18 protein-coding genes are annotated in these 24553 nt (G+C 65.9%); 7 read left to right on the top strand and 11 right to left on the bottom strand.

Annotated features, from left to right (window positions below; genetic code table 11):
* Positions 1–149: 149 nt before the first annotated feature.
* The 5 genes from YH64_RS28300 to phoB all read right to left on the bottom strand — a co-directional run bounded on the left by YH64_RS28300 (position 150) and on the right by phoB (position 6532).
* The gene (locus tag YH64_RS28300; protein ID WP_046807664.1) at positions 150–1982 is read right to left on the bottom strand and encodes a copper resistance system multicopper oxidase; all 1833 of its coding nucleotides are present in this window, start codon (positions 1980–1982) and stop codon (positions 150–152) included.
* A gap of 124 nt (positions 1983–2106) precedes the next feature.
* On the bottom strand, positions 2107–3483 hold the full coding sequence (locus tag YH64_RS28295) for a heavy metal sensor histidine kinase (protein ID WP_082134682.1): 1377 nt from the start codon (positions 3481–3483) through the stop codon (positions 2107–2109).
* A gap of 188 nt (positions 3484–3671) precedes the next feature.
* On the bottom strand, positions 3672–4358 hold the full coding sequence (locus tag YH64_RS28290; RefSeq protein WP_104144789.1) for a heavy metal response regulator transcription factor: 687 nt from the start codon (positions 4356–4358) through the stop codon (positions 3672–3674).
* 155 nt (positions 4359–4513) lie between these two features.
* Complete coding sequence (phoR, locus tag YH64_RS28285) at positions 4514–5821, bottom strand: phosphate regulon sensor histidine kinase PhoR (protein ID WP_046807661.1); 1308 nt, start codon at positions 5819–5821, stop codon at positions 4514–4516.
* Positions 5822–5833: 12 nt separating this feature from the next.
* Positions 5834–6532, bottom strand: coding sequence for a phosphate regulon transcriptional regulator PhoB (gene phoB, locus YH64_RS28280; RefSeq protein WP_006227196.1), 699 nt, complete (start codon positions 6530–6532; stop codon positions 5834–5836).
* A gap of 163 nt (positions 6533–6695) precedes the next feature.
* Between phoB and ubiE the strand changes: the two genes are divergently transcribed.
* From ubiE to rfaE2, 6 genes are all read left to right on the top strand, one after another.
* Positions 6696–7472: a bifunctional demethylmenaquinone methyltransferase/2-methoxy-6-polyprenyl-1,4-benzoquinol methylase UbiE gene (ubiE, locus tag YH64_RS28275; RefSeq protein WP_046807660.1), complete on the top strand. Its 777-nt coding sequence runs from the start codon at positions 6696–6698 to the stop codon at positions 7470–7472.
* A 177-nt stretch (positions 7473–7649) separates the two neighbouring features.
* The gene (locus YH64_RS28270) at positions 7650–8651 is read left to right on the top strand and encodes a Tim44 domain-containing protein (protein WP_046807659.1); all 1002 of its coding nucleotides are present in this window, start codon (positions 7650–7652) and stop codon (positions 8649–8651) included.
* Between the two features lie 187 nt (positions 8652–8838).
* The gene (locus YH64_RS28265; protein ID WP_046807658.1) at positions 8839–9477 is read left to right on the top strand and encodes an SCP2 domain-containing protein; all 639 of its coding nucleotides are present in this window, start codon (positions 8839–8841) and stop codon (positions 9475–9477) included.
* A 3-nt stretch (positions 9478–9480) separates the two neighbouring features.
* Positions 9481–11034 carry a ubiquinone biosynthesis regulatory protein kinase UbiB gene (ubiB, locus tag YH64_RS28260; RefSeq protein ID WP_046807657.1) on the top strand — a complete coding sequence of 518 codons (1554 nt, stop codon included), beginning with the start codon at positions 9481–9483 and terminating at the stop codon, positions 11032–11034.
* A gap of 182 nt (positions 11035–11216) precedes the next feature.
* Positions 11217–12095: a ferritin-like domain-containing protein gene (locus tag YH64_RS28255; RefSeq protein WP_046807656.1), complete on the top strand. Its 879-nt coding sequence runs from the start codon at positions 11217–11219 to the stop codon at positions 12093–12095.
* A 41-nt stretch (positions 12096–12136) separates the two neighbouring features.
* On the top strand, positions 12137–12625 hold the full coding sequence (rfaE2, locus tag YH64_RS28250; RefSeq protein WP_046807655.1) for a D-glycero-beta-D-manno-heptose 1-phosphate adenylyltransferase: 489 nt from the start codon (positions 12137–12139) through the stop codon (positions 12623–12625).
* A gap of 126 nt (positions 12626–12751) precedes the next feature.
* Here rfaE2 and YH64_RS28245 read toward each other — a convergent pair whose 3' ends face one another.
* The 6 genes from YH64_RS28245 to YH64_RS28220 all read right to left on the bottom strand — a co-directional run bounded on the left by YH64_RS28245 (position 12752) and on the right by YH64_RS28220 (position 20123).
* Positions 12752–14083, bottom strand: coding sequence for a TolC family outer membrane protein (locus YH64_RS28245; RefSeq protein WP_046807654.1), 1332 nt, complete (start codon positions 14081–14083; stop codon positions 12752–12754).
* A 79-nt stretch (positions 14084–14162) separates the two neighbouring features.
* A complete protein-coding gene (locus YH64_RS28240; protein ID WP_046807653.1) occupies positions 14163–14843 on the bottom strand; it encodes a protein-L-isoaspartate O-methyltransferase in 681 nt (226 codons plus the stop codon).
* A gap of 180 nt (positions 14844–15023) precedes the next feature.
* Positions 15024–15866, bottom strand: coding sequence for a bifunctional hydroxymethylpyrimidine kinase/phosphomethylpyrimidine kinase (gene thiD / locus YH64_RS28235; RefSeq protein WP_046807652.1), 843 nt, complete (start codon positions 15864–15866; stop codon positions 15024–15026).
* The gene (locus YH64_RS28230) at positions 15863–16672 is read right to left on the bottom strand and encodes a thiazole synthase (RefSeq protein WP_046807651.1); all 810 of its coding nucleotides are present in this window, start codon (positions 16670–16672) and stop codon (positions 15863–15865) included. Before YH64_RS28230 ends, thiD begins: the two co-directional genes overlap by 4 nt.
* A gap of 288 nt (positions 16673–16960) precedes the next feature.
* Positions 16961–18031, bottom strand: coding sequence for a cobalamin-binding protein (locus tag YH64_RS28225; protein WP_370512785.1), 1071 nt, complete (start codon positions 18029–18031; stop codon positions 16961–16963).
* Between the two features lie 52 nt (positions 18032–18083).
* A complete protein-coding gene (locus tag YH64_RS28220) occupies positions 18084–20123 on the bottom strand; it encodes a TonB-dependent receptor (protein WP_046807649.1) in 2040 nt (679 codons plus the stop codon).
* 458 nt (positions 20124–20581) lie between these two features.
* On the opposite strand from YH64_RS28220, the gene metH reads away from it, so the two are divergent.
* Positions 20582–24355 carry a methionine synthase gene (gene metH / locus YH64_RS28215; RefSeq protein ID WP_046807666.1) on the top strand — a complete coding sequence of 1258 codons (3774 nt, stop codon included), beginning with the start codon at positions 20582–20584 and terminating at the stop codon, positions 24353–24355.
* Positions 24356–24553: the final 198 nt, after the last annotated feature.

Raw genomic sequence — 24553 nt, 5'->3', positions numbered from 1 at the left:
GGGGCGGGCGCTTGCGCCGCGCCGTGATCCATGCCGGAATGATCCATCGCGCCATGATCGACATCGGCGGATTGGGCCGAGGCGACCGTCGTGGCCAGCGTTATCGACAGGGCGCACAGGCCCATCAAAGAGGTAAGGGGTCTCATCATTTACTCCACCACGACCGCTCTGAACATGCCGGCCTCCATGTGATACAGCAGGTGGCAGTGATACGCCCAGAGTCCGCGCGCGTCGGCGCTGACGCGGTAGCTCAGGCGCTGCGCCGGGTTCAGCGTGATGGTGTGCTTGCGCACCTGGAACGCGCCGTCGGGCGATTCCAGGTCGCTCCACAGGCCGTGCAGATGGATGGGGTGCGTCATCATCGTGTCGTTGACCAGCACGAAGCGCACGCGTTCGCCGTAGCGCAGCAAGATGGGTTTGGCGTCCGAAAACTTCACGCCGTTGAACGACCACATGTAGCGTTCCATGTTGCCCGTCAGGTGCAATTCGATTTCGCGCGACGGCGCGCGGTTGTCCTCGGGAGGATGCACCGAGTGCAGGTCCGCGTAGGTCAGCACGCGGCGGCCGTTGTCGCGCAAGCCCACGCCAGGGTCGTCCAGGCGCGTGGATACGACGTCTGGCAACATGGAATTGCCCACGCCGCGCTCCGTCGGGTACGGGTGTTTGACCTGCACCATGCCACCTTGCGCGGATGGCGTGGCTGGCATGGCATGCGTGGCATTCGTGGCGTCCATGGCTTCCTTGGGGTGCTTGGCGTGCGCGTCGCCGTGATTCATGGCGCCGTGGCCCGACGCACCGGTGTCAGCGGGCACATCACCCGGCGCGCCATGCGACATGCCCATGTCCATCATGCCCAGCCATTGCACGCGGTCCAGTTCCGGCACCTCGGCCTGCATCCCGGCACGCGGCGCCAGCGTGGCGCGCGCATAGCCCGAGCGGTCCATGGCTTGCGAGAATATCGTGTAGGCCCGCGCGTCCTTCGGTTCCACGATCACGTCATACGTTTCGGCCACCCCGATGCGAAATTCCTCGATGTCCACCGGCCGCACGTCCTGTCCGTCGGCGGCCACCACCGTCATTTTCAAGCCGGGAATGCGCACATCGAAGTACGTCATTGCCGATCCATTGATGAAGCGCAGCCGGATGCGTTCGCCCGGCTTGAACAGGCCCGTCCAGTTACCGGCGGGCGTCGCGCCGTTGGTCAGGAACGTGTAGGTGGCGCCCGACACGTCGGCCAGGTCCGTGGGGTTCATGCGCATCTGTTCCCACATCAGGCGCTCGGACAACGCGGGGCCCCAGCCCCGGCCTTGCGCGTCGGCGGACAAACTCTGCACGCTGGGCTGGATGCCGTTGTAGTAGTCGGGCATCACGCGCAGCTTATTGAAGACGCGCATGGGATCTTCGTCCGTCCAGTCCGACAACAGCAACGTGTAATCGCGGTCCGCGGCGATGGCGGGCGGATGGTGAGGGTCGATGACAATCGCGCCGTACAAGCCGGTCTGTTCCTGAAAGCCCGAGTGGCTGTGATACCAGTACGTGCCGCTTTGGCGCACGGGAAACCGGTAGGTGAAAGTCTGGCCGGGGTCGATGCCGCCAAAGCTCAGGCCGGGTACGCCGTCCATGTCCGACGGCAGCAGAATGCCGTGCCAGTGGATCGACGTCTGTTCACGCAGCCGGTTGGTCACATGCAGCGTGACGGTGTCGCCTTCGCGCCAGCGCAGAAGCGGCGCGGGCAATTGGCCGTTGACGGTGGTGGCGATGCGGGCCGCGCCGGTGAAGTTCACGGGCGTCTCGCCGATTTCCAGATGGAACTCGGTGCCGCGCAATTCGGTGGCGGCAGGGCCGGTGGAGGCAGCCAACGCCGAGCGCCAGGCGCCCAGCGACGCCAAGGCGCCACCGGTGGCAAGGCCCTGTACAAAACGGCGGCGCGACAGAGCCGCGCGTGGGGCGGCGAAGGGCGTGTCGTGGCCGATACGCGGCATAGCGTCTTTCACAAGAATCCTTGAGGGAATGACCGTGATGACACTGTAGGAAGGCGGCGGTGACCCGATCCTGTCGCGTAGATTACGTTTTTGTAATGTTCGACGTCCCGCCCGGCGGATACTGCTACGCCACGTCGTGCGGAAAATCGGACCGGAAGGCCCCCGGCCCACGCAGCGTGATGCCCACCACCGTGCCGCTGGCGTCCGACGTTGCGTCGACGTCGCCGCCGTGCATGCGGGCGATGGCGCGCACGATGGCCAAGCCCAACCCGTGGCCTTCGCTGCGCGGGGCGCGGCTTTGGCCCGACCGGAAGAACCGGTCGAAGATGCGGGGCAGGTCGGCGGCAGGAATCGGGGTGCCGGCGTTGCACACTTCGACCCTTGCGCCGCCCGGCACGGCCGAGCACAACACCACGATGTCCCGGCCGGCCGGTGTGGCTTTGATCGCGTTGGCGATCAGGTTGGCCAGCGCGCGGCGCACCAGCCCGGCGTTGGCCACCACCTTGGCATCGCCCTCGCAACGCAGATGCACGCCTTGCTCTTCCAACATCGCTTCGTAATAGTCCGCCACGCGGCGCGCCTCGGCGGCCAGCGATACCGGCGCCAGGTCGGCGGCCAGTTCGCCACGGTCGGCGCGGGCCAGAAACAGCATGTCGTTGACCAGCGTTTTCAAGTCTTCCAGTTCTTCCAGGTTGGATGCCAGCGCGTCGCGCAGTTCGGCGGCATCGCGTGGCGAGGACAGCATGACCTGGGTGCCGTTGATGAGCGTGGCCAGCGGCGTACGCAACTCGTGCGCCACGTCGGCGTTAAAGCCTTCCATCTGCTGGTAGGCCGCTTGCAGCCGCTCCAGCGTGCGGTTGAACGATATGACCAGATCATGCAGTTCGCGGTCGGTGTCGGCCAGCGGCAGCCGATGCGCCAGGTTGTCGGGCTGGATACGCGCGGCCTGCTCGGACAGGCGTCGGGTGGGCGCCATGCTGCGGCGCACCGCCCAGGCCGCCAGCACGACCGTCGCGCCGACCCACAGCGCGCAGATCAGCACCAGCGCGGTGCCGTAGGCGTACAAAAATTGCCCGCTGGTGCGGGTGCTGACGGCCACCGTCAGGTGGGCGCCGGGCAGGATGCGGTCGTTCATGGCCACGCGCAGGCCACGCATGCGGCCGCCGTCGGCGCTTTGCAGCACCACCTGCCGGCCGTCCACCGTTTCCAGCGTGTCGGGCGGCGGTCCGCCGTAGACGGCATGGCCTTGCGCGTCCACGATCCAGATGCCCAGCTGGCCCTGCCCGGCGCGCATCTCGTCGAAGGTGGCGGCCAGGTCGTGCAGGCCGCTGGCGCTGTTCTGCATGTCGATCAGGTGGTCGATCAGTTCAAGCTTGCCGCTGACCTCGGTAATTTCCTGGCGTTCCACTTCACGCTTCAACGCCCAGAACAAGGTCGCGCCCGCCAGGCTGGAAACCAGCAACGCGATGGCGCCCAGCAGCAGCGTCAGTCGGGCCTGCATGGAGCGGATGCGGGGCGGGCGAGAGCGGGGCGGCTTCATGGGAGGGGCGTCATGCGGGCAGCGTTATCGGGCTAGCGACATGGGGCAGCGACATGGGGCAGCGACATGGGAACAGCGACATGGGAGCAGCGACATGGGAGCAGCGACATGGAGGCAGCTTCATCGGCGCGGCCACTGGGCAGCCCGCGTCATGCCGGCAGCGGCGGGTGGCGCGATTCCAGCACGTAGCCCATGCCGCGCACCGTGTGCAGCAGCTTGGTGTCGTACGGGTCGTCCAGCTTGCCGCGCAGGCGGCGCACCGCGACGTCGATCACGTTGGTATCGCTGTCAAAATTCATGTCCCACACCTGTTCGGCCAGCGTGGTGCGCGACAGCACCTGGCCCTGGCGGCGCAGCAGCAGCGCCAGCAGGCTGAATTCCTTGGCGGTCAGGTCCAGCCGGCGGCCGCCGCGTTGGGCGCGGCGGCTGGCCAGGTCCAGCTCCAGGTCGGCCAGCCGCAGCAGCGTGGGTTCTTGCGCGCGGCCGCGGCGCAGCAGCGCCTGCACACGCGCCAGCAGTTCAGAAAAAGCAAAGGGCTTGACCAGGTAATCGTCGGCGCCGCCTTCCAGGCCGCGCACGCGGTCTTCCACCGCATCGCGCGCGGTCAGCATCAGGATGGGGGTGTTTTTGCGAACCCGCACGGCCGCCAGAATGCCGAAGCCGTCCACGCCGGGCAGCATCACGTCCAGCACGATCAGGTCGTAGTCGCCTTCCAGCGCCAGATGCAGTCCGTCCACGCCATTGCGCGCCAGGTCCACGACATGGCTCTGCTCCGACAGGCCCTTCTTCAGGTAGTCGGCCAGCTTGGGTTCGTCTTCAATGACCAGGATGCGCATGGCCGGGAATTTACCACCCGCGCCCCACCCGCGCGGCGCCCGCGCGGGGCCGAAAGGCCGGGCGCAGGCCGTGGCGCCGGGGATGGCGGGGGCGATCCGACGCCCGCCGTGCGCGTCAACGCCGGGTTGTCAGCCCGGCGTCGGCGACGCGCCTTCTATGCCGCTTCGCCGATCGCGATGCGCTCCGGCGGGAAACGCAGGGCGAACACACTGCCCTTGCCCGGTTCGCTGGTGATCAGCAGTTCGGCGTCGTGGCGCATGGCGATGTGCTTGGTGATCGCCAGCCCCAGGCCGGTGCCGCCCACCGCGCGCGAACGCCCGCGGTCCACGCGATAGAACCGTTCGGTCAGTCGGGGCAGGTGGCGGGCCGGGATGCCGATACCGGTGTCCTGCACGCTGTAGCGCGCGCCGCCATCGGCCTCGCGTTCCCAGCGTACGGTGATCGTGCCGCCGTCCGGCGTGTAGCGCACCGCGTTGGTCAGCAGGTTCGATAGCGCCGAGGTCAGTTCGGTTTCCGCGCCCAGCACGTCCAGCGTGTCGTCGATATGCCATTCCAGCACATGGCGGCCGCCCGACAGCGCCTCGATCTGCTGGCGCGCCTTTTGCAGCAGCGCGCCCATGTTGATGGCGCGCGGGTCGCTGCCCGGCGACGATTCCAGCGTGGACAAGGTCAGCAGGTCTTCCACGATGGCCTGCATGCGCTGGGCTTGCTCATGCATCATGTCGATGTACTGCGCGCGCTGTTCTTCGGGCAGCGCGTCAGCCGGCATGTCGCGCAGCGTTTCCAGAAAGCCGGCCAGCACGGTCAGCGGCGTGCGCAGCTCGTGCGACACGTTGGCCACGAAATCGCGGCGCGTCGTTTCCAGGCGCTCGATCTGCGTGACGTCGCGGGTGATAAGCAGCCGCTGATTGCTGGCGTAGGCGGTCAGCTGCATCATCATCAGCCGTTCCTGGCCTTGCTGGCCCAGGCGCACCAGGATGGGCTCTGGCCAGGCCGGGCGATGCGCGTATTCCACGAACTCGGGCGCGCGCAGCAGGTTCAGCAGGTTGTGGCCACGATCGGCCGGCAGCCGCAACCCCAGATGCTGGCGCGCCATGCGGTTGCACCAGTCAATCTGAAAGTCTTCATTCAGCGTGACCGCGCCGTCCGGCAAGGCCTGGGCGGCGGCCAGCATGCCTTGCATGGTGTCGCGGGTTTCGGCCAGTTCCCTGGCGCGAGCGCGGGTATAGCGGTAAAGGGGAGCAAGGATGTCGTCCCATGGCCCGACGGAAGCGGGGGGAGAGGTGTCCGGGTGATTGGCCCAGTGGGATACCAGCGTCAGGCGCCAACTGCGCCAGAGCAACATGGAGGTCAGCGCGGCGCAAAACACCAGCCAGCCCCAAGGATCTCCTATGAGCCATTGCGCCAGTAATGCAATCACCGCCCACAGGGCGACCAGGAAAAGTGTGCGCAGCCAGATCATCGTGCGGCAGTTTTACCGCGTGGGCAGCTGTGCCGTAAACCGGTAACCGCTGCCGCGCACCGTTTCGACGTGCGCGTCGTGGCCGCTGGGTTCCAGCGCCTTGCGCAGGCGGCGAATGTGGACGTCAACGGTGCGTTCTTCAACGAACACGTGGTCGCCCCAGACCTGGTCCAGCAGTTGCGAGCGCGAGAACACGCGTTCCGGGTGCGTCATGAAAAAGTGCAGCAGGCGGAATTCGGTGGGGCCGATCTGTAGCGACTGGCTGTTGCCCGACAGGCGGTGCGTGACCGGGTCCAGCTTCAGGCCGCCCACGTCGATGACGTCGTCGGTCAGCTGCGGCGCGCGGCGGCGCAGCACGGCCTTGATGCGGGCCATCAGCTCTTTGGGCGAGAACGGCTTGGTGATGTAGTCGTCGGCGCCGGCTTCCAGGCCGTCGACCTTGTCTTGCTCGGAGCCCTTGGCGGTCAGCATGATGACCGGGACGGCGCGGGTACGCTCGTCGTTGCGCAGCTTGCGCGCCATCGCCAGGCCGGAAGTGCCGGGCAGCATCCAGTCCAGCAGTATCAAGTCAGGGAGTTCGGCGCGGATAAGGGTCTGGGCCTGGTCGGCGTCGAAGGCGCGCAGCACTTTGTGCCCCGCGAAGGACAGGTTGACGGCGATCAGTTCCTGGATTGCGGGTTCGTCTTCGACGACGAGGATGGTGCTGGACATGGCGAATTTGGCACGCTTCTGAGCGCCGGCGCGGCGCGAACATTGCGATAGTATGGCCGCAATATTTCAGGTATGTGACCGCAGGGCGTCCCGCAGGCAGGTTCTTCGCGCCGCCGCTGGGGGCCGATAGGCTACCATTGCCACGATATATCGGGAATTCACCATGCAAAACCCCTCCGAATCGCAACATTCCGCGCAGGACAACGCCCAGTCCACGCATTTTGGCTTTCAAACGGTGCCTGAAGGCGAAAAGGCCCGCAAGGTTGCCGAAGTCTTCCATTCGGTTGCCCAGCGCTACGACGTCATGAACGATTTCATGTCCGCCGGCCTGCACCGCGTCTGGAAAGCCTTCACCATTGGCCGCGCCGCCATCCGCCCCGGCATGAAGGTGCTGGATATCGCGGGTGGCACGGGCGACCTGGCCAAGGCCTTCGCCAAGCGCGCCGGCCCCACCGGCGAAGTCTGGCTGACCGACATCAACGATTCCATGCTGCGCGTGGGCCGCGACCGCATGACCGACGCGGGCCTGTTGCTGCCCACCGCCGTCTGCGACGCCGAGCGCCTGCCGTTTCCCACCGGTTATTTCGACCGCGTCAGCGTGGCCTTCGGCCTGCGCAACATGACGCATAAAGACCGCGCGCTGGCTGAAATGGCCCGCGTGCTCAAGCCGGGCGGCAAGCTGCTGGTGCTGGAATTCTCGCGCGTGGCCAAGCCCTTGGCCCCCGCCTATGACTGGTACTCCTTCAATGTGCTGCCCTGGCTGGGCAAGAAGGTCGCCAAGGACGAGGCCAGTTATCGCTACCTGGCCGAATCCATCCGCATGCATCCCGACCAGGAAACCCTGGCCGACATGCTGCGCAGCGCCGGGCTGGAACGGGTGCAGTACTTCAACCTGACCGCCGGCATCGCCGCCCTGCACGAGGGCGTGCGCCTGGGCTGAGCCCGGCGTGTCCATCGGATGATTTGTCCCCCCACGGGGAACTTGTGGGGCGGCATCTTGTCCGTTATTCTTACGACATTCAGATTACTGTAAGAAAAGTCGCGAATAGGTCCCGCTGTCCGTGGGACTCCTTGCTGCTCGGGGCAGCGGGGGCGCGAGTACGAGGGAGCTAACTCTATGACCAAATTCTGTCTTTCGCGGTTTGTCGCCGCAGCGCTCATCGCCGTTTCCGGCGCGGCGTTGGTGACGGCATCGTTTGATGCCGAAGCCCGTCGTGCGGGTGGCGGCAGCAGCGTCGGCCGCCAATCCTCCAATGTGACCCAGCAGCGCCAGGCCACCACGCCGCCGGCCGCCGCCAACAACACGGCCGGCGCCACCGCCGCCCCGGCAGCCGCCGGTGCAGCCACGGCCGGTGCCGCGGGCGCCGCCGCCAAGAGCGGCGCGTCGCGCTGGCTTGGCCCCATCGCCGGCATCGCCGCCGGCCTGGGTATCGCCGCCTTGTTGTCCAGCATGGGCCTGTCGGGCGCGTTCGCCGAATTCCTCGGTTCCGCGCTGCTGATCGCCGCTGTCGTGTTCGCCGTCATGTTCATCATCCGCCGCCTGCGTGGCGCGGGTCCGCGTACGGCAACGCAAGGCGCGTTCAATGGCGCCAACAATGCACCCGGCCAGCAACAGCAGCCGATGTGGCGTGAAGCGCTCAAGCCCACCGCCGCCGCCGCTCCGGCCGCTGCCGCTGCCGCCCCGGTGGCGCCTCCGGCCGTGCTGCCCAAGGCCGGCGAGGACAACAACTGGTTCGTGCCGGGTGATTTCGACACGCCCGCTTTCCTGAAGCAGGCCAAGGAGCAGTTCGTGCGCATCCAGGCCGTGTGGGACAGCGGCAGCACCGATGGCCTGCGCGACTTCCTGACCGATGACCTGATCACCGAGCTCAAGCCGCAACTGGCCGAGCGCGGTGCAGCGCCCAACAAGACCGAAGTGGTCTTGCTGAACGCCGAAATGCTGGGTATCGAAACCGTGTCCGACGGCCACCTGGCCAGCGTGCGCTTCTCCGGCATGCTGCGCGAGGCACCGGGCGCCGAAGCCTTCCGCTTCGAAGAAGTCTGGAACCTGTTCAAGCCCGCCAATGGCGGCTGGCTCTTGGCCGGCATTCAACAGATCCCCGTGGATCTGGCCAGCTAAACGCTGTTTGATCGGGGCTGACTCTGTCCTCCGTTGCCGGATGCCCCAGGGCATCCACTCGAACCGGCCCTAGAAGGGCCGGTTTTTCCTTGTCCCGTTGTACTAAACGCGGTGCCATCTAACCCGTTACACTCCCGATTTAGCCACTAATTGCGGCAAGCCCTGCCCCGGGGTGTTGCACACCGTCATGCTGCCTTTTTCCTTCTTGCCCACGCCCTCTCGAATGGCTGTCAGTGCGCTCAACGCCCTGTTGAGGCGCGAAGAATGGGCGCGCGAGCGCTTGGCGCGGCACGCCGGCAAGACGGTGCGTTTTGCGCTGGGTGGCTTCACGCTGGGCCTGACGATCGATAGCGAAGGCCTGGCGTCCCAGGCCGACCCCGCCGTGGTGCCGGATGTGACGCTGACGGTGGCGCCTGAAAAGCTGCCCCTGCCGCGTTTGGGCGCTGACCGTGAAACGCCAGATTTCGCACAGGCCACGCATATTTCGGGCGACGCCGCGCTGGCCCAGGTCGTAGCCGACCTTGCCAAGCAGCTGCGTTTCGATCCCGAAGACGCCCTGGCCCGCGTGGTGGGCGATATCGCCGCACTGCGCATCGTGGGCGGCGCCCGCTCGGCGGCCGATGGCGCGCGTAAAGCCGGCAAGCGCCTGGCGGAAAACGTGTCTGAATACCTGGCTGAAGAAACCGGCGTACTGGTGGGCCGCCCGGCGCTGGAGCAATGGCGCCTGGATCTGGCCGAGCTCACCGCCAGCGCCGACGCGTTGGCGCGTTCGGCCACCGCCCTGCAAACCCGTCTGGCGTCCGCCAGTGCAAAGCGGGGCGCCTGATATATGTTTCCCCTGCTGCGCCTTATTCGCATCATCGTCGTATCGCTGCGTTATGGCCTGGACGAACTGGTCCTGTCCAGCCTGAATCATCCGCTGGCCACCTGCCTGCTGCGCGTCATCCGCCTGGGCACCCGCCCGCGCCAGCCGCGTGGGCAACGCCTGCGCCTGGCGCTGGAATCCCTGGGCCCCATCTTCGTCAAGTTTGGCCAGGTGCTGTCCACGCGCCGCGACCTGATCCCGGCGGATATCGCCAACGAACTGGCCTTGCTGCAAGACCGCGTGCCGCCGTTCCCGTCCGCGCAGGCCGCGGCCTGCATCGAGGCCGCGCTGGGCGCGCCGCCTGAAAAGCTGTTCGCGCAGTTCGACGTGGACCCGGTCGCGTCCGCCTCCATCGCCCAGGTGCACTTTGCCGTGCTGCACGACGGCCGCGAAGTCGCCGTGAAAGTGCTGCGCCCGGGCATGCTGGGCATCATCGAAAAAGACCTGTCGCTGCTCAAGATCGTGGCGCGCATCATCGAGCGCCTGGGCGCCGATGGCCGCCGCCTGAAGCCGCGCGAAGTCGTGGCCGAATTCGACAAGTACCTGCACGACGAGCTGGACCTGGTGCGCGAAGCGTCCAATTGCAGCCAGCTGCGCCGCAATTTCGGCCCGGAATCGGGCCGCGGCGACATGCTGATCGTGCCTGAAGTGATCTGGGAATACACGGCGTCCACCGTGTTCACCATGCAGCGCATGTACGGCATGCCGGTGGGCCAGGTGGAACGCATGCGCGAGGCCGGGATCGACATCCCGACCCTGGCGCGCACCGGCGTGGAAATCTTCTTCACGCAGGTCTTCACCGACGGCTTTTTCCACGCCGACATGCACCCGGGCAACATCTACGTGTCGGATCGCCCCGACACGCTGGGTAGCTATATCGCGCTGGACTTCGGCATCGTCGGGTCGTTGTCCGAATTCGACAAAAACTATCTGGCGCAGAATTTCCTGGCCTTCTTCCACCGCGATTACCGCCGCGTGGCGCAGTTGCACATCGAGTCCGGCTGGGTGCCGGCCGACACGCGCGAAGAAGAACTGGAAGGCGCGGTGCGCGCCGTCTGCGAACCGTACTTTGACCGTCCGTTGTCCGAAATATCGCTGGGGCAGGTTCTGCTCCGCCTGTTCCAGACGTCGCGCCGGTTCAATGTCGAGATCCAGCCGCAGCTGGTGCTGCTGCAAAAGACGTTGCTGAACGTCGAGGGATTGGGCCGCCAGCTCGATCCCGACCTGGATCTCTGGAAGACCGCCAAGCCCTATCTGGAACGTTGGATGCGCCAGCGTGTCGGATTCAAGGGGCTGCGTCAAAGCCTGGAAAAAGAAGCCGTGCAGTGGTCGCAAATGCTGCCCGCTTTACCCAGGCTGGTCCATGACCACCTGAGCCGCCCGAACGTCTCGCCCGCGCTGCTGGCCGAGATGATTCACCTGCGGCGCGCCCAGGAACAGAACAACCGGCTGGTTGCAGCGCTGGTTGGGGTGTTGGCTCTTGCGATCGGGGTCGCAATCTGGGCCTTGACCCGATAGGCGGCGCGATGGTCTAGACGAACTCTGTCATGTTTCATTCATGAAACGGTCATCATAGCTTCGCGGGAAACGGCGAAAAATAGCGCTGCGGTGGATGAAAGCAGCGTCACTCGCCGGAAAGACGCGCGCGCCATTCATTAATTTCTATCGCCCCACAAGCGGGACGAATACAAGGGCAGACCATGCTTTATCCTGAACTCTTCAAGACCATGGAAGCCGTGCGCTGGAACATGGCGCACGACATCCCCTGGGGAGATTTCGATCGCAGCAAGCTCTCTGACGAGCAAGCGCAAACGATCAAAATGAACGCCATCACCGAATGGGCGGCGCTGCCCGCCACGGAGATGTTCCTGCGCGACAACCGCGGGGACAGCGACTTCTGCGCATTTATGTCGGTGTGGTTCTTTGAAGAGCAAAAGCACTCGTTGGTGTTGATCGAATACCTGCGCCGCTTCCGGCCCGACCTGGTGCCCACCGAAGAAGAGCTGCACAACGTGCGCTTTGAATTCGACGCGGCGCCCGAGCTGGAAACGCTGATGCTGCATTTCTGCGGCGAAATCCGCTTGAACCACTGGTATCGTCGCGCGGCCGAATGGCACACCGAGCCGGTCATCAAGGCCATCTACAAGACCGTGGCGCAGGACGAAGCCCGCCATGCCGGCGCGTACCTGCAATACATGCGCCGCGCGCTGCACGACCGTGGCCAGGACACCAGCGAGCAAGCCCGCCTGGCGTTCTCGAAGATCGGCGTGCTGATGGCGTCGGCCGGGCGCACGCAGCAGGCGCTGCACCCGACCAACCTGCACGTCAACAAAGACCTGTTCCCCAACGACACGGTGCAGTCGCGCCTGCCCGAGCCGGGCTGGCTTGAGCACTGGCTGGACACGCAGATCCGCTTTGACGGCATCTGGGAACAGAAGGTGGCCAGCCGCATTCTGCACATCCTGTCCAAGCTGATGGATCGCAGCTTTGAAACGGTGAAGGACCTGAACCGCTACCGCAAGGAAATGACGGCGCTGGTCGTACCGAAGGAAAAGCAGATCATCCTGGGCGGCGCCTGAACGCTACTTTCGGGCGGTGGGCGCGCGGATATAATCGCCGCATGTCCGCCGCCCGTTTTGAATCCAAAGTCCTGTCCCGCGACGAATGCGTCGCCGCCGTTGCCGCCGGCCGCCTGCCCAGGCCGCTGGTGTTCACCAACGGGGTCTTCGACATCCTGCATCGTGGCCATGCCACGTATCTGGACCAGGCCGCGCAGTTGGGCGCGACCTTGGTGGTGGCGGTGAACACCGATGAATCGGTGCGCCGCCTGGGCAAGGGCGCCGAGCGCCCGCTGAACCGCATGGAAGACCGCGCCGCGCTGCTGGCCGCGCTGGGCTGTGTGACCGTGGTCACGTCGTTTCACGAAGACACGCCCGAAGCGCTGATCGGCCAGATCAAGCCCGACCTGATCGTCAAGGGCGGCGATTACGACATGGAAGCGTTGCCGGAAACGGCCCTGGTCAAAAGCTGGGGCGGTCGCGCCGTGGCCATACCGTTCGAATTCCAGCGGTCCACGACGGCGCTGGTGAAAAAGATCCAGGGCGGCTGAGGCCAAGCGGCGTTGAGCCTACGCAGGGCATGAAAAAAGGCGGCTTGTGCAAGCCGCCTTTTTTGTCCGTAGCCCATAGCCCGTGGCCCAAGCCCATCCCACCGCATCCAAGCCCGATCCCCCGCCTCAGCGCGGTTCCCGCAGCAACCGGTTGATCGCTTCCAGATCCGTTTCCGCCAGGATGCCGCTGGTGGCCTTTAGCCGCAGCCCCGATAGCACCGTGCTGTAGCGGGCCAGCGCCAGATCGCGCTGCGTCGCGTACAACTGCTGCTGCGCATTGAGCACGTCCAGGTTGATTCGCACGCCGACTTCGTAGCCGGTGCGGTTGGCCTCGACGGCGGCGCGGCTGGATTTTTCGCCGGCTTCCAGCGCCTGGATGCGGGCCAGTCCGCTGGTGACGCCCGTGTAGTACTGGCGCGCGGCCTGGATGGCCTGGCGGCGCGCGGTTTCGAAGTCGTGACGGGCCTTTTGTTCCAGCTGCACCTTCTCGGTCACCTGGGACGACACACCGCCACCGGAATACAGCGGAATGGACAGCACCACGCCCACCGTGTTGTCGATGGGCTTGCCCGGCGCCGCGTTGCGCATGATGGCGTCACTGGCGCTGCCGCTGGTGGCGCGCAGGTTCAGGGTGGGATAGTGGCCGCTCTTGGCGATCTGGATTTCGCGGCCGGCGATGCGGGTCAGCAACTGCGCGCGCAGCACGTCCAGGCTGGACGACTCGGCTTGCGTGCTCCAGTCGTTCACGCGGGCCGGCTGTGGCGACGGCAGTTGCACGCCGTAGGGCAGTTCGGCCAGCGCGCCGGGCGCCGTGCCGATGATCTTGGCCAGTTCGTCGCGGCGCACGTCCAGATCGTTTTGCAGACGCAATTCCTGTGCGACCACCAGGTCGTAGCGCGCCTGCGCTTCATAGGTGTCGGTGACGGTGGAGTTGCCCAACTCGAAATTGCGCTTGGCCGACTCAAGCTGACCCGCCACGGCTGCCTTCTCGGCCTCGGTCGCGGTCAGCGCGTCTTGCGCGTACAGCACGTTGAAATAGGCGTCCGCCACGCGCAGCAGCAGGTCTTGATAGGCCTGCTGCAACTGCACTTCGACATCGGCCACAATCAGCTTGGACTGCTCGTAGTTTTGCCACCGACCCCAATCGAACAGCGGCTGCGTCAGCGCCAGATCCCAGACGCCGCGGCCGCCGCTGTAGGCGACGCCCAGGCCGCGCGTGCTGCGCGTTTCCTGATATGCGCCGCCGGCTTCGGCCGAAATGAGCGGCAGCAGCAGCGAGCGGGCTTGCGGTTCTTTTTCCAGCCCGGCGCGATAGTTGGCGCGGGCGGCGGCATAGGTGGGGTCATTGCCCAGGGCGGCTTGCCAGACCTGGATCAGGTTCTGCGCAAATGCGGGCAACGGGCCGACGCTTGCGGCGGCGGTAAAAACCAGTAAAGCCGTAAGCAATCGGACGCGCATGATTTTCAACGATACGCCGGGCCGCCCCAGGGTGCCCGGGCCCCGATGCGGGGCTGGCACGGGGCGGCGGGGATAGGGTTTAGAACTTGAACTGGGATACCGCGACGCCGCGCAGCGGCTTGATCACGGTTTCAAACAGGTTCACCGTTTCAAAGCTGGCGGCGGTGGTGCGGGTGATGCGACAGGCCGTCATGACGGGGGCTTGGCCCACGATCACGACCAGACGGCCGCCCACGCGCAACTGGTACTTGAGCGCGTCCGGCACGACGGGCACCGAACCCGTGACCAGGATGGCGTCGTATTCAGTCGAGCCCCAGCCGTTGCGGGCGTCGCCGGTTTCGACCTTGACGTTGGTGACGTTGTTCATTTGCAGGTTTTGCTGCGCGAACGTCACCAGGCGGCTGTCGATTTCAACCGAGGTCACCTGTTGGGCCAGATAGCCCAGCAGCGCGGCCTGGTAGCCCGAACCGGTGCCGATTTCCAGCACGCAGTCGGATTTGGTCAATTGCAGGTCTTGCGCCAGACGCGCTTCAACCTTGGGGGCGAGCATGGTCTGGCGGGTGTTGACCGCATTGATTTCAAGCGGGAGTTCCAGGTCGGAAAACGCCAAGGCGCGCAGGGCCGGCGGAACGAATTGTTCGCGGCGCACATCGAACAGCGCTTGCAGCACGTTGGCGTCCAGGACGTCCCACGGGCGGATCTGCTGTTCCACCATATTGAAGCGGGCTTGTTCTACGTCGGGCAGGGTCGAAGCGTTCATGACGGTCAGGAAAAAACAGAGGAATCAGGCGGCCATTGTACCGATTCGTAGCGTCCTGTGACGGCGCTCGGGCCAAGCAGGCGTTTCAGCCCGGGTGACGATGCCTGAAACGACCGCGGCGCTTCGAAAAGCGCCGCGATAATCCGCAACCCCTGCTTGCATGGTGGGGCGCCGGGCCTGCTACCACCAGGCGTGAAAGTGGTGGACCGGCCCGTGGCCCGATCCTACCGACAGCCGTTCGGCGTGGCGGATCGCTTCGGTCAGGTAGGCCTTGGCGCGGCGCGCGGCCTCTGGTACGTCCCCGATTTGGGGCAGCAAGGCCGCCAGCGCGGCCGACAAGGTGCAGCCGGTGCCGTGGGTGTTGGCCGTTTCGATGCGGTGGCCGGGCAGTTCGATCATGCGGTCGCCGTCGTGCAGCAGGTCGATGGTTTCGTTGCCGGGCAGATGGCCGCCCTTGACCAGCACCCAGCGTTCGCCCGAGTGCGCCAGCTTGTTGCGCAGGCGTTCGGCCACGCGCCGCATTTCCTTGACGGTTTCCACCGGCCGCTCTTCCAGCAGCACGCCGGCTTCGGGCAGGTTGGGCGTCAGCATCGTGCACTGCGGCAGCAGCGCCTCGCGCATGGCGCCCACGGCATCGTTCTCCAGCAGCAGGTCGCCGCTTTTGGCCACCATGACCGGGTCCAGCACCACGTGCGCCGGGGTCCACTTGGCCAGCTTTTCGGCCACCATTTCAATCACCGGGTACTGGCCCAGCATGCCGATCTTGACGGCGTCGATGCGCACGTCGGTGAACAGCGTGTCGATCTGCAAGCCCACGAAGGCGGGCGGCACGGCCGAGATACCGGTGACGCCCTGGGTGTTCTGCGCGGTCAGCGCCGCGATGACGGCGCAACCGTACGCGCCCAGCGCGCTCATGGCCTTGACGTCGGCCAGGATGCCGGCGCCGCCGGAGGGGTCGACGCCCGCGATGGTCAACGCGTTGGGAATGGGACGGGCGTTGCCGTCCTGTTGGCGCGAGCTCATTTCTGCGCGCCCGGGCCGCCGGTGATCAGCCCTTCGGTGGGCGAGCTGGGCGCGCCGCTGTACAGCTTCTTGGGCATGCGGCCGGCCAGGAAGGCCTCGCGGCCGGCTTCCACGCCCTTCTTCATGGCGCTGGCCATCAGGATCGGGTCTTGCGCGGCGGCGATGGCGGTGTTCATCAGCACGGCGTCGCAGCCCAGTTCCATGGCGATGGCAGCATCGGACGCAGTGCCCACGCCGGCGTCCACCACGACCGGCACGCGGGCCTGGTCGATGATCAGGCGCAGGTTCCAGGGGTTCAGGATGCCCATGCCCGAGCCGATCAGGGACGCCAACGGCATCACCGCCACGGCGCCCATGTCTTCCAGCATGCGGCATTGGATGGGGTCGTCGGTGCAATAGACCATTACCTTGAAGCCGTCGTCGACCAGGGTCTTGGTGGCCTTCAGGGTTTCCGGCATGTTGGGGAACAGCGTGTGCGGGTCGCCCAGCACTTCCAGCTTGACCAGGTCATGGCCGTCCAGCAGCTCGCGCGCCAGGCGCAGCGTGCGCACGGCGTCGTCGGCGCTGTAGCAGCCGGCCGTGTTGGGCAGCAGCGTGAATTTCGACGGCGGGACGTAGTCCAGCAGGTTCGGTTCACCGGCGTTCTGGCCGATGTTGGTGCGCCGGATGGCAACGGTGACGATTTCCGTGCCGCTGGCATCCAGCGCCGCGCGGGTCTGTTCGAAGTCTTTGTACTTGCCGGTGCCGACAAGCAGGCGCGACGAATAGGCGCGCCCGGCGATGGTGAGGGTGTCTTGTGTGGTCATGGCGGTGTTTCAAAGGGCGGGTGCGCGCAGCGATACCCGCGGGAGGCTGACTGAAAGGCTTTCGCGAATGATAAAGCACGATGTCGCGCCGCATGCGGAAGTCCCTGGGAAGCCGCGTTCCGTTTTTCAAGGATTGCGGCAATTGCCAAGAACGGATCAGCAAGAAGGGATCGCCAAGAAGGGATCAGCAAGGAACGGATCAGCAAGAAAGGATCAGCAAAGAACGGATCAGCAAGGAACGGATCAGCAAAGAAAGGATCAGCAAGGAACGGATCAGCAAAGAACGGATCAGCGCAGCCGGTCCAGATCGGCGCAGATGGCCTCGGCCGCGTCGATCAGGCGCGGGCCCGGCCGATACAGCGCGTCGGCATCCACGCCGTACACATGCCCCAGGCGGGCGGCGGGTAGCCCCAGCGCCTGCCACGCGGCCAGGTTGCGGGCGGTGTCTTCAGGCCGGCTCACGCCTGCCAGCACGGCCTCGGGCCGCGCGGTCAGCACGCCTTCCAGGCTGACCTGGGGGGCCACGACGGGCGCCTGGCCAAAGACGTTGACGCCGCCGCAGATGCGCAGCGCGTCGCTGACGATGCTGCTGTCGTTCAGGGTGTAGATCGGGTCCAGCCCGGCCTGGACGAAGACGCGCACCGGGCGGCGTCCAGCGTAGCGCGCGGTCAGGGCGGCCAGGCGCGCGCGCAGTTGCGCGGCGGCCGGTCCGGCTTGCGCCTGGGTGCCGAACAACACGCCCATGCGTTCCACGGCGTCGGGAATGGCGGCCAGCGTCAAGGGGTCGCTGTAGAACACCGGCACGCCCAGCTTGTCCATGACACGCACGACAGGTTGCGCGGCGCTGGGTTGCCAGGCGATCAGCAGGTCGGGGCGGACGGCGGCCACGCGCTCGGCGTCGGGTTGCGTGCCGTCGCCGATCACGGGCACCTGGCGCGCGGCCGGGGGGTAGTCGCTGCCGCGGATGGTGGCGGCCAGATAGTCGCCCGCGCCGGCCGCGAATACCAGTTCGGTCGCATGCGGCGCCAGCGTGATGGCGCGGCGCGCGGGCGCGGCCAGCGCCACGGCGCGGCCCTTGTCGTCCTGCGTGTGGATGGCGGTGCCGGCGGGCGTTGCGGCCGGGGTAGCGGCCGGGGTACTGGCCAAGGGTGCGGACGACGTTGCGGCCGAGAGTACGGCCGACGTTGCGGCCGAGGATGCGGCGGAGGATGCGGCGGAGGATGCAGCGGAGGATGCGACCGACGTTGCGGCCATGGTCGTCGCCGAAGCCAGCAGGGCGCCCTGGGCCAGCACAAGGCCCAGGGACCGCTTCAGGGACCGCCCCGGGCGGGGGCGGGTCAATGCGCGTGCGAACGTCATGCAAGAGCCGGTAAGGTCAGCGAAGAACGCCGACTATATCGGATGTCCGCCATCAATAGCGCAGCGTGAGCGAGGCGTAGAAATTGCGGCCCGGCGCCGGGTACAGGTTGTAGTTGGCAACCGGCCCGAGCATTTCGAACGACGCATTGCCGCCGCGTATGCCGTAGGTGGCGTACTGGCGATCAAAGATGTTGTTCACGCCGATGGCGCCTTCGACGTTGCGCGTGAATTTGTACGCGACCTTCGTGTTGAACAGCACGTAGGCGTCCAGTTCCTTGTCGAATTGGTTGGCCTGGTCGTTGTCCATGCGCGACTTGCCCACATACTGCGCCGACACGTTCCACAGGAACGCATCGGTGGGGCGCCACGTCACGCCCGCGTTGGCCAGCCACTTGGGCGCCAGCGGCACGGTCTTGCCGGCCAGGTCCACGCCCGCGTAGTTGCCCGAGCGGAATTGCGCTTCCATCCAGGTCAGGTTGGCGTCCAGCGTGACGCTGCTGGACACGGCGGTGCGGCCTTCCAGTTCGATGCCTTGGCGGCGGGTCGGGTCCAGGTTGGTGTTGGCGCCGGTGCCCGGGCCCCACATGCCGTCGGCCAGCGGGTTGTACTGGATTTCGTTGGTCAGGTCATAGCGGAAGTACGACAGGCGGGCGCTGCTGGCGGCGCCTTGCCACGTCACGCCGATTTCCTTGTCGGTGGACGTTTGCGCGGCCAGCGGGCTTTGCACCGACAGCAGTTCGTCGGCGTTGGGCAGGCGGAAGCTGCGGCCGACCTTGCCGTACAGGCCGAAGCCGGCGGACAGGTCCTGGCGCACGCCCAGCTGCCAGGCGGTCAGGTGGTTGCTGCGATCCGACGGGGTGCCCGAACCGCTGAGCACTTCCAGGTCGTCCGACGCGTACTGACGGCGCACGCCGGCCGTGACCGTGGTGCTGTCGGTGGCGCGGAACAGGCCTTCGGCGAACAGCCCGTACTGGTGCTGGCGCGACTGCCACTTGGACGGTTCGAAGTCGTAGTAGGCGTTCTGGTTGGCGGTGGTCTTGGATTCTTGCGCGTCGGCGCCGAACACCAGGCTGTGGCCGCCGTTGATCGGCAGGCGATAGCGCACGCTGGCGATGTTCTCTTCCAGCTTCTGGTCGCGCAGCGTGTCGCCAAAGCCGTCATACGTCAGGCCGTTCAGCTTCTTTTCGCGGGTGGACAGGTCGGCGTACAAGGTGCCCACGCCAATGGCCTGCTCGACTTGCAGGCCGAAGGTGGTGGACGTGGTCTTGACGAAGTCCACATCGTTCTTCGCGCCGCGCGGGTCGTCCTGGAATTCGTTCACGCCGGTCGACGGGCTGATCAGGCGCGGGCCGGGCAACTCCAGCTTTTGCGTGGTGGTGCGGCCGTACAGCCGGATCGAGCCGTTGTCGTGGCGCAGCGTGATGCCGCCGCCGCCACCTTCGCGGCGCTCGCCGCTGTGGTCGCGGTAGCCGTCGGTGTGCAGCGATTGCAGGTAGGCGTCAACGCCCACCTTCTGGTTGTTCATGGCGACGGCCGCGTCGTACTGGCGCAGGCCATAGCTGCCGAACGTGGCGGTGGCGCGGGCGGTGACCGGTTCTTTCGAGAAATCGGACCGGGTGATGATGTTGATCACGCCGCCGGTCGTGCCGCCGCCGTATTGCACCGAACCGCTGCCGCGCACGATTTCAATGCGGTCCACCTGGTCCAGCGGCACCACGCCCAGGCTGGGGGCCGACAGGTCGTTGGTGTTCTGCTTGACGCCGTCGATCATGATCAGCGTGTTGCTGGCGCCTGTGATGCCGAAGCCGCGCAGGTCGACAATCGCGTTGTCGCTGGAGCTGCTGGTGTTGATCAGGTTGACGCCGGCCTGCGTCGACAGCAGGTCCTGCATGGTGCGCGCGCTGCTGGCGGCGATGTCCTGGGCGGTGATCACCGAAATCGATATTGGCAGCGTGCGGCCGTCGGTCGGCACGCGCTGGGCGGTCACGATGACCGGGTCGAGTTCGGAGGGGGCAGCTTGCTGGGCGGCGGCGATGGCCGGAGCGGAACAGAGCAGGGCGCCGGCGTAACGCCGGATAGAGCGGGCTTTCATCTACATAACCTCGATGCGACCCGCGACCCCGCAGGCCAATCACGATGGAAGGACGTCCGCGCGCCACGGCGCACCAGGCTGGCCTGGCGGCGGCGACGGACTTCCTGACGAGCGAACTGGCCGGTATCGGGCTGCCATGGGCTTGAAAAGCGCATGGGGACCGTTGCGGGGGCAGCACAGGCTGGACGCGGGGCTTGCCGGCTGCCTGCTGGGGGGCAAGGCGGTGCGGCGGCCCGGGCGGGCATCTTCCTGTTTCCCGTTTACCTTTCGCACGCGGACAGGCAAGTGTTGTGTTCTTGCCAGCCTGATGCGCCGAAAGCACCGGTTCGGGGCCGAAACTGTATCACCCGAGGGCGCGAGAGACCCCGTTTTGTTACGATCAGGGCTTGTTTTTTCGGCGTTTTTCGCTTTTTAGCCACATCCGCGCCGCTGTTGGCCAACTTTATCTGGACCTGCCCGTGTCGTATCCCCGCCTGCCGTACCCGCCCGAAGCCTATACCCAGGGTGGCGAATTCGCCCGCCTGCTGGGCAAGCGCATCCTGATCCTGGACGGCGCCATGGGCACCATGATCCAGCGCTACAAGCTGGGCGAAGCCGACTTCCGGGGCGAGCGTTTCGCGGCCCACGGCAAAGACGTCAAGGGCAACAACGAGCTGCTGTCGCTGGTGCGCCCCGATGTCATTTCCGAGATCCATCGGCAATACCTGGAAGCGGGCGCCGACGTCATCGAGACCAACACCTTTGGCGCCACCACCATCGCGCAGGGCGACTACGACCTGCCGGAACTGGCCTACGAACTGAACCTGGTTTCCGCGCAATTGGCGCGCCAGGCCTGTGACGCCTACAGCACGCCGGACAAGCCGCGCTTCGTGGCCGGCGCCCTGGGCCCGCAGCCCAAGACCGCGTCGATCTCGCCGGACGTGAACGACCCCGGCGCGCGCAACGTCACGTTCGACGAATTGCGCGTGGCCTATATAGAACAGTTGAACGGCTTGCTGGACGGTGGCATCGACATCGTCCTGATCGAAACCATTTTCGACACGCTGAACGCCAAGGCCGCCATCTTCGCCACCGAAGAAGTGTTCGAAGCGCGCGGCATCCGTCTGCCCGTCATGATCTCGGGCACCGTCACCGACGCGTCCGGCCGCATCCTGTCGGGGCAGACCGTTGAAGCCTTCTGGAACTCGGTGCGCCACGCACGCCCCATCACCATCGGCCTGAACTGTGCCCTGGGCGCGGCGCTGATGCGCCCGTATGTGGCCGAGCTGTCCAAGATCTGCGACACCTACGTCTGCGTGTATCCCAACGCCGGCCTGCCCAACCCCATGGCCGAAACCGGCTTTGACGAAACGCCGGCCGACACGTCCGCGCTGCTGGAAGAATTCGCCCGCGCCGGCTTGGTCAACATGTCGGGCGGCTGTTGCGGCACCACGCCGGACCACATTCGCGCCATCGCCGACAAGGTCACGGCGCTGACGCCGCGCGTCGTGCCGGACATTCCCGTCAAGACGCGCCTGTCCGGCCTGGAAGCACTGAACATCGACGAGGACACGCTGTACGTCAACGTGGGCGAACGCACCAACGTGACGGGCAGCAAGATGTTTGCCCGTCTGATCCGCGAGGAAAAGTACGACGAGGCGCTGGCCGTGGCGCGCCAGCAGGTCGAGAACGGCGCGCAGATCATCGACATCAACATGGACGAGGCCATGCTGGATTCGGTGGCCTGCATGCACCGCTTCCTGAACCTGATCGCGTCCGAGCCCGACATCGCGCGCGTGCCGGTGATGATTGACAGTTCCAAGTGGGAAGTCATCGAAACCGGCCTGAAATGCGTGCAGGGCAAGGCGGTGGTCAACTCCATTTCCATGAAGGAAGGGATCGAGCCCTTCCGCCATCACGCCCGCCTGTGCCGCCGCTACGGCGCGGCCGTGGTCGTCATGGCCTTTGACGAGCTCGGCCAGGCCGACACGCTGGAGCGCCGCAAGGAAATCTGCGGCCGCGCGTACAAGATCCTGGTCGAAGAAGAAGGCTTTCCGCCGGAAGACATCATTTTCGACCCGAACGTTTTCGCGGTCGCCACCGGCATCGACGAACACAACCACTACGCGGTGGACTTCATCGAAGGCACCCGCTGGATCCGCCAAAACCTGCCCCACGCCCGCATCTCGGGCGGCGTGTCCAACGTCAGCTTCTCGTTCCGCGGCAACGAGCCGATGCGCGAGGCCATCCACACCGTGTTCCTGTATTACGCGGTCAAGGAAGGCATGACGATGGGCATCGTCAACGCCGGCCAGCTGGGCGTGTACGCCGACCTGGACCCCAAGCTGCGCGACCTGGTCGAAGACGTGGTGCTGGACCGCCCCGACCCCGTCGGCAAGACGGACCCGTCCGACGAACGCACGCCCACCGAACGCCTGGTGCAGTTTGCCGACAGCGTGAAGGGCTCGGGCGCCAAGCGCGAAGAAGACCTGACCTGGCGCAAGGCCGACGTTGAGCAGCGCCTGTCGCACGCGCTGGTGCACGGCATCACCACCTTCATCGTGGAAGACACCGAAGAGGTGCGCCAGAAGATCTTTGACCGGGGCGGTCGCCCTATCGAGGTCATCGAAGGCCCGCTCATGGACGGCATGAACGTCGTGGGCGACCTGTTCGGCGAAGGCAAGATGTTCTTGCCGCAAGTGGTGAAGTCGGCGCGCGTCATGAAGCAGGCCGTGGCCCATTTGATTCCCTTCATCGAAGAAGAAAAGCGCCAGATTGCGGCGGCCGGCGGCGACGTGCGCGCCAAGGGCAAGATCGTCATCGCCACCGTCAAGGGCGACGTGCACGACATCGGCAAGAACATCGTGTCTGTCGTCTTGCAATGCAATAACTTCGAAGTCGTGAACATGGGCGTGATGGTGCCCTGCGCGCAGATCCTGGAAAAGGCCAAGGAAGAAAACGCCGACATCGTCGGCTTGTCAGGCCTGATCACGCCCAGCCTGGAAGAGATGGCCTACGTGGCCAGCGAAATGCAGCGCGACGATTACTTCCGCAGCCGCAAGCTGCCGCTGATGATCGGCGGCGCTACCACCAGCCGCGTGCATACGGCCGTGAAGATCGCGCCCAACTACGAAGGCCCGGTCATCTATGTGCCCGACGCCAGCCGTTCGGTGGGTGTGGCCACCAACCTGATGTCGGACCAATCCGAAACGTACCTGGCCGAGCTGGCCAAGGAATACGAGGAAGTGCGCCGTCGCCACGCCAACCGCAAGGCCACGCCGATTCTGCCGCTGGCGGATGCGCGCGCGTCGCGCCCCGTCATCGACTGGGACAACTACACGCCGCCGCGCCCCAAGTTCATCGGCCGTCGCACGTTCAAGAGCTATGACTTGGCCGAGATCGTGAAGTACGTGGACTGGGGCCCGTTCTTCCAGACATGGAGCCTGTTCGGCCCGTTCCCCGCCATTCTTGATGACAAGGTCGTGGGCGAGCAGGCCCGCAAGGTCTATGCCGATGGCCTGGCCATGATGAAGCGCATTGTCGAAGGCCGCTGGCTGACGGCCAACGGCGTCGTGGGCTTCTACCCGGCCAACAGCGTCAACGACGAAGACATCGAAATCTACAAGGACGAAACGCGCAGCGAGGTGCTGTTCACGTATCGCAACCTGCGCCAGCAGGGCGCCAAGCGCGAGGGCGTCAGCAACAAGTCGCTGGCGGATTTCATTGCGCCCAAGTCGTCGGGCAAGATGGACTACATCGGCATGTTCGCCGTCACGGCGGGCATCGGCATCGAGAAAAAGGAAGCGGAATTCGAGAAGGCGCTGGATGACTATTCCAGCATCATGTTGAAGTCGCTGGCCGACCGCCTGGCCGAAGGCTTCGCCGAATGCCTGCATGCCCGCGTGCGCCAGGACCTGTGGGGCTACGCGCCCGACGAGGCCCTGTCCAACGAAGACATGATTGCCGAAAAGTACGTGGGCATCCGCCCCGCGCCCGGCTACCCGGCGTGCCCGGAACACGTGGTCAAGACCGATATGTTCCGCGTGCTGGACGGCAGCGACATCGGCATGATGCTGACCGACAGCTACGCCATGTACCCGGCGTCCAGCGTGTCGGGCTTTTACTTCAGCCACCCGCAATCGCAGTACTTCAACGTGGGTGTCATCGGCGAAGACCAGCTTGAAGACTACGCCAAGCGCAGCGGCCGCGGCATTGAAGACCTGAAGCGTACGCTGGCGCCAAACCTGGGGTGATCCCCGCAGGCGCGCCGGGGCGCGCCTGAGTTCCTTACCAGTCTGTTATAGGCGGGGGGGGGCCGGCGGCGGGGGGGGGCCGCGGGGCGTGGGGGGGGGGGGGGGGGCTGGCCCCTCCGAACGGGTGTTGGCCCAACACGAAAATATTGGGGCCTGTGTCTTCGCGGGTTGGGCCCGTGTCGCTGCAATTCCCCCCCC

Source organism: Achromobacter sp. LC458 (assembly GCF_001005835.2).
Classification (GTDB): domain Bacteria; phylum Pseudomonadota; class Gammaproteobacteria; order Burkholderiales; family Burkholderiaceae_B; genus Achromobacter; species Achromobacter spanius_B.
This window is presented reverse-complemented; position numbering and strand designations above follow the sequence as displayed.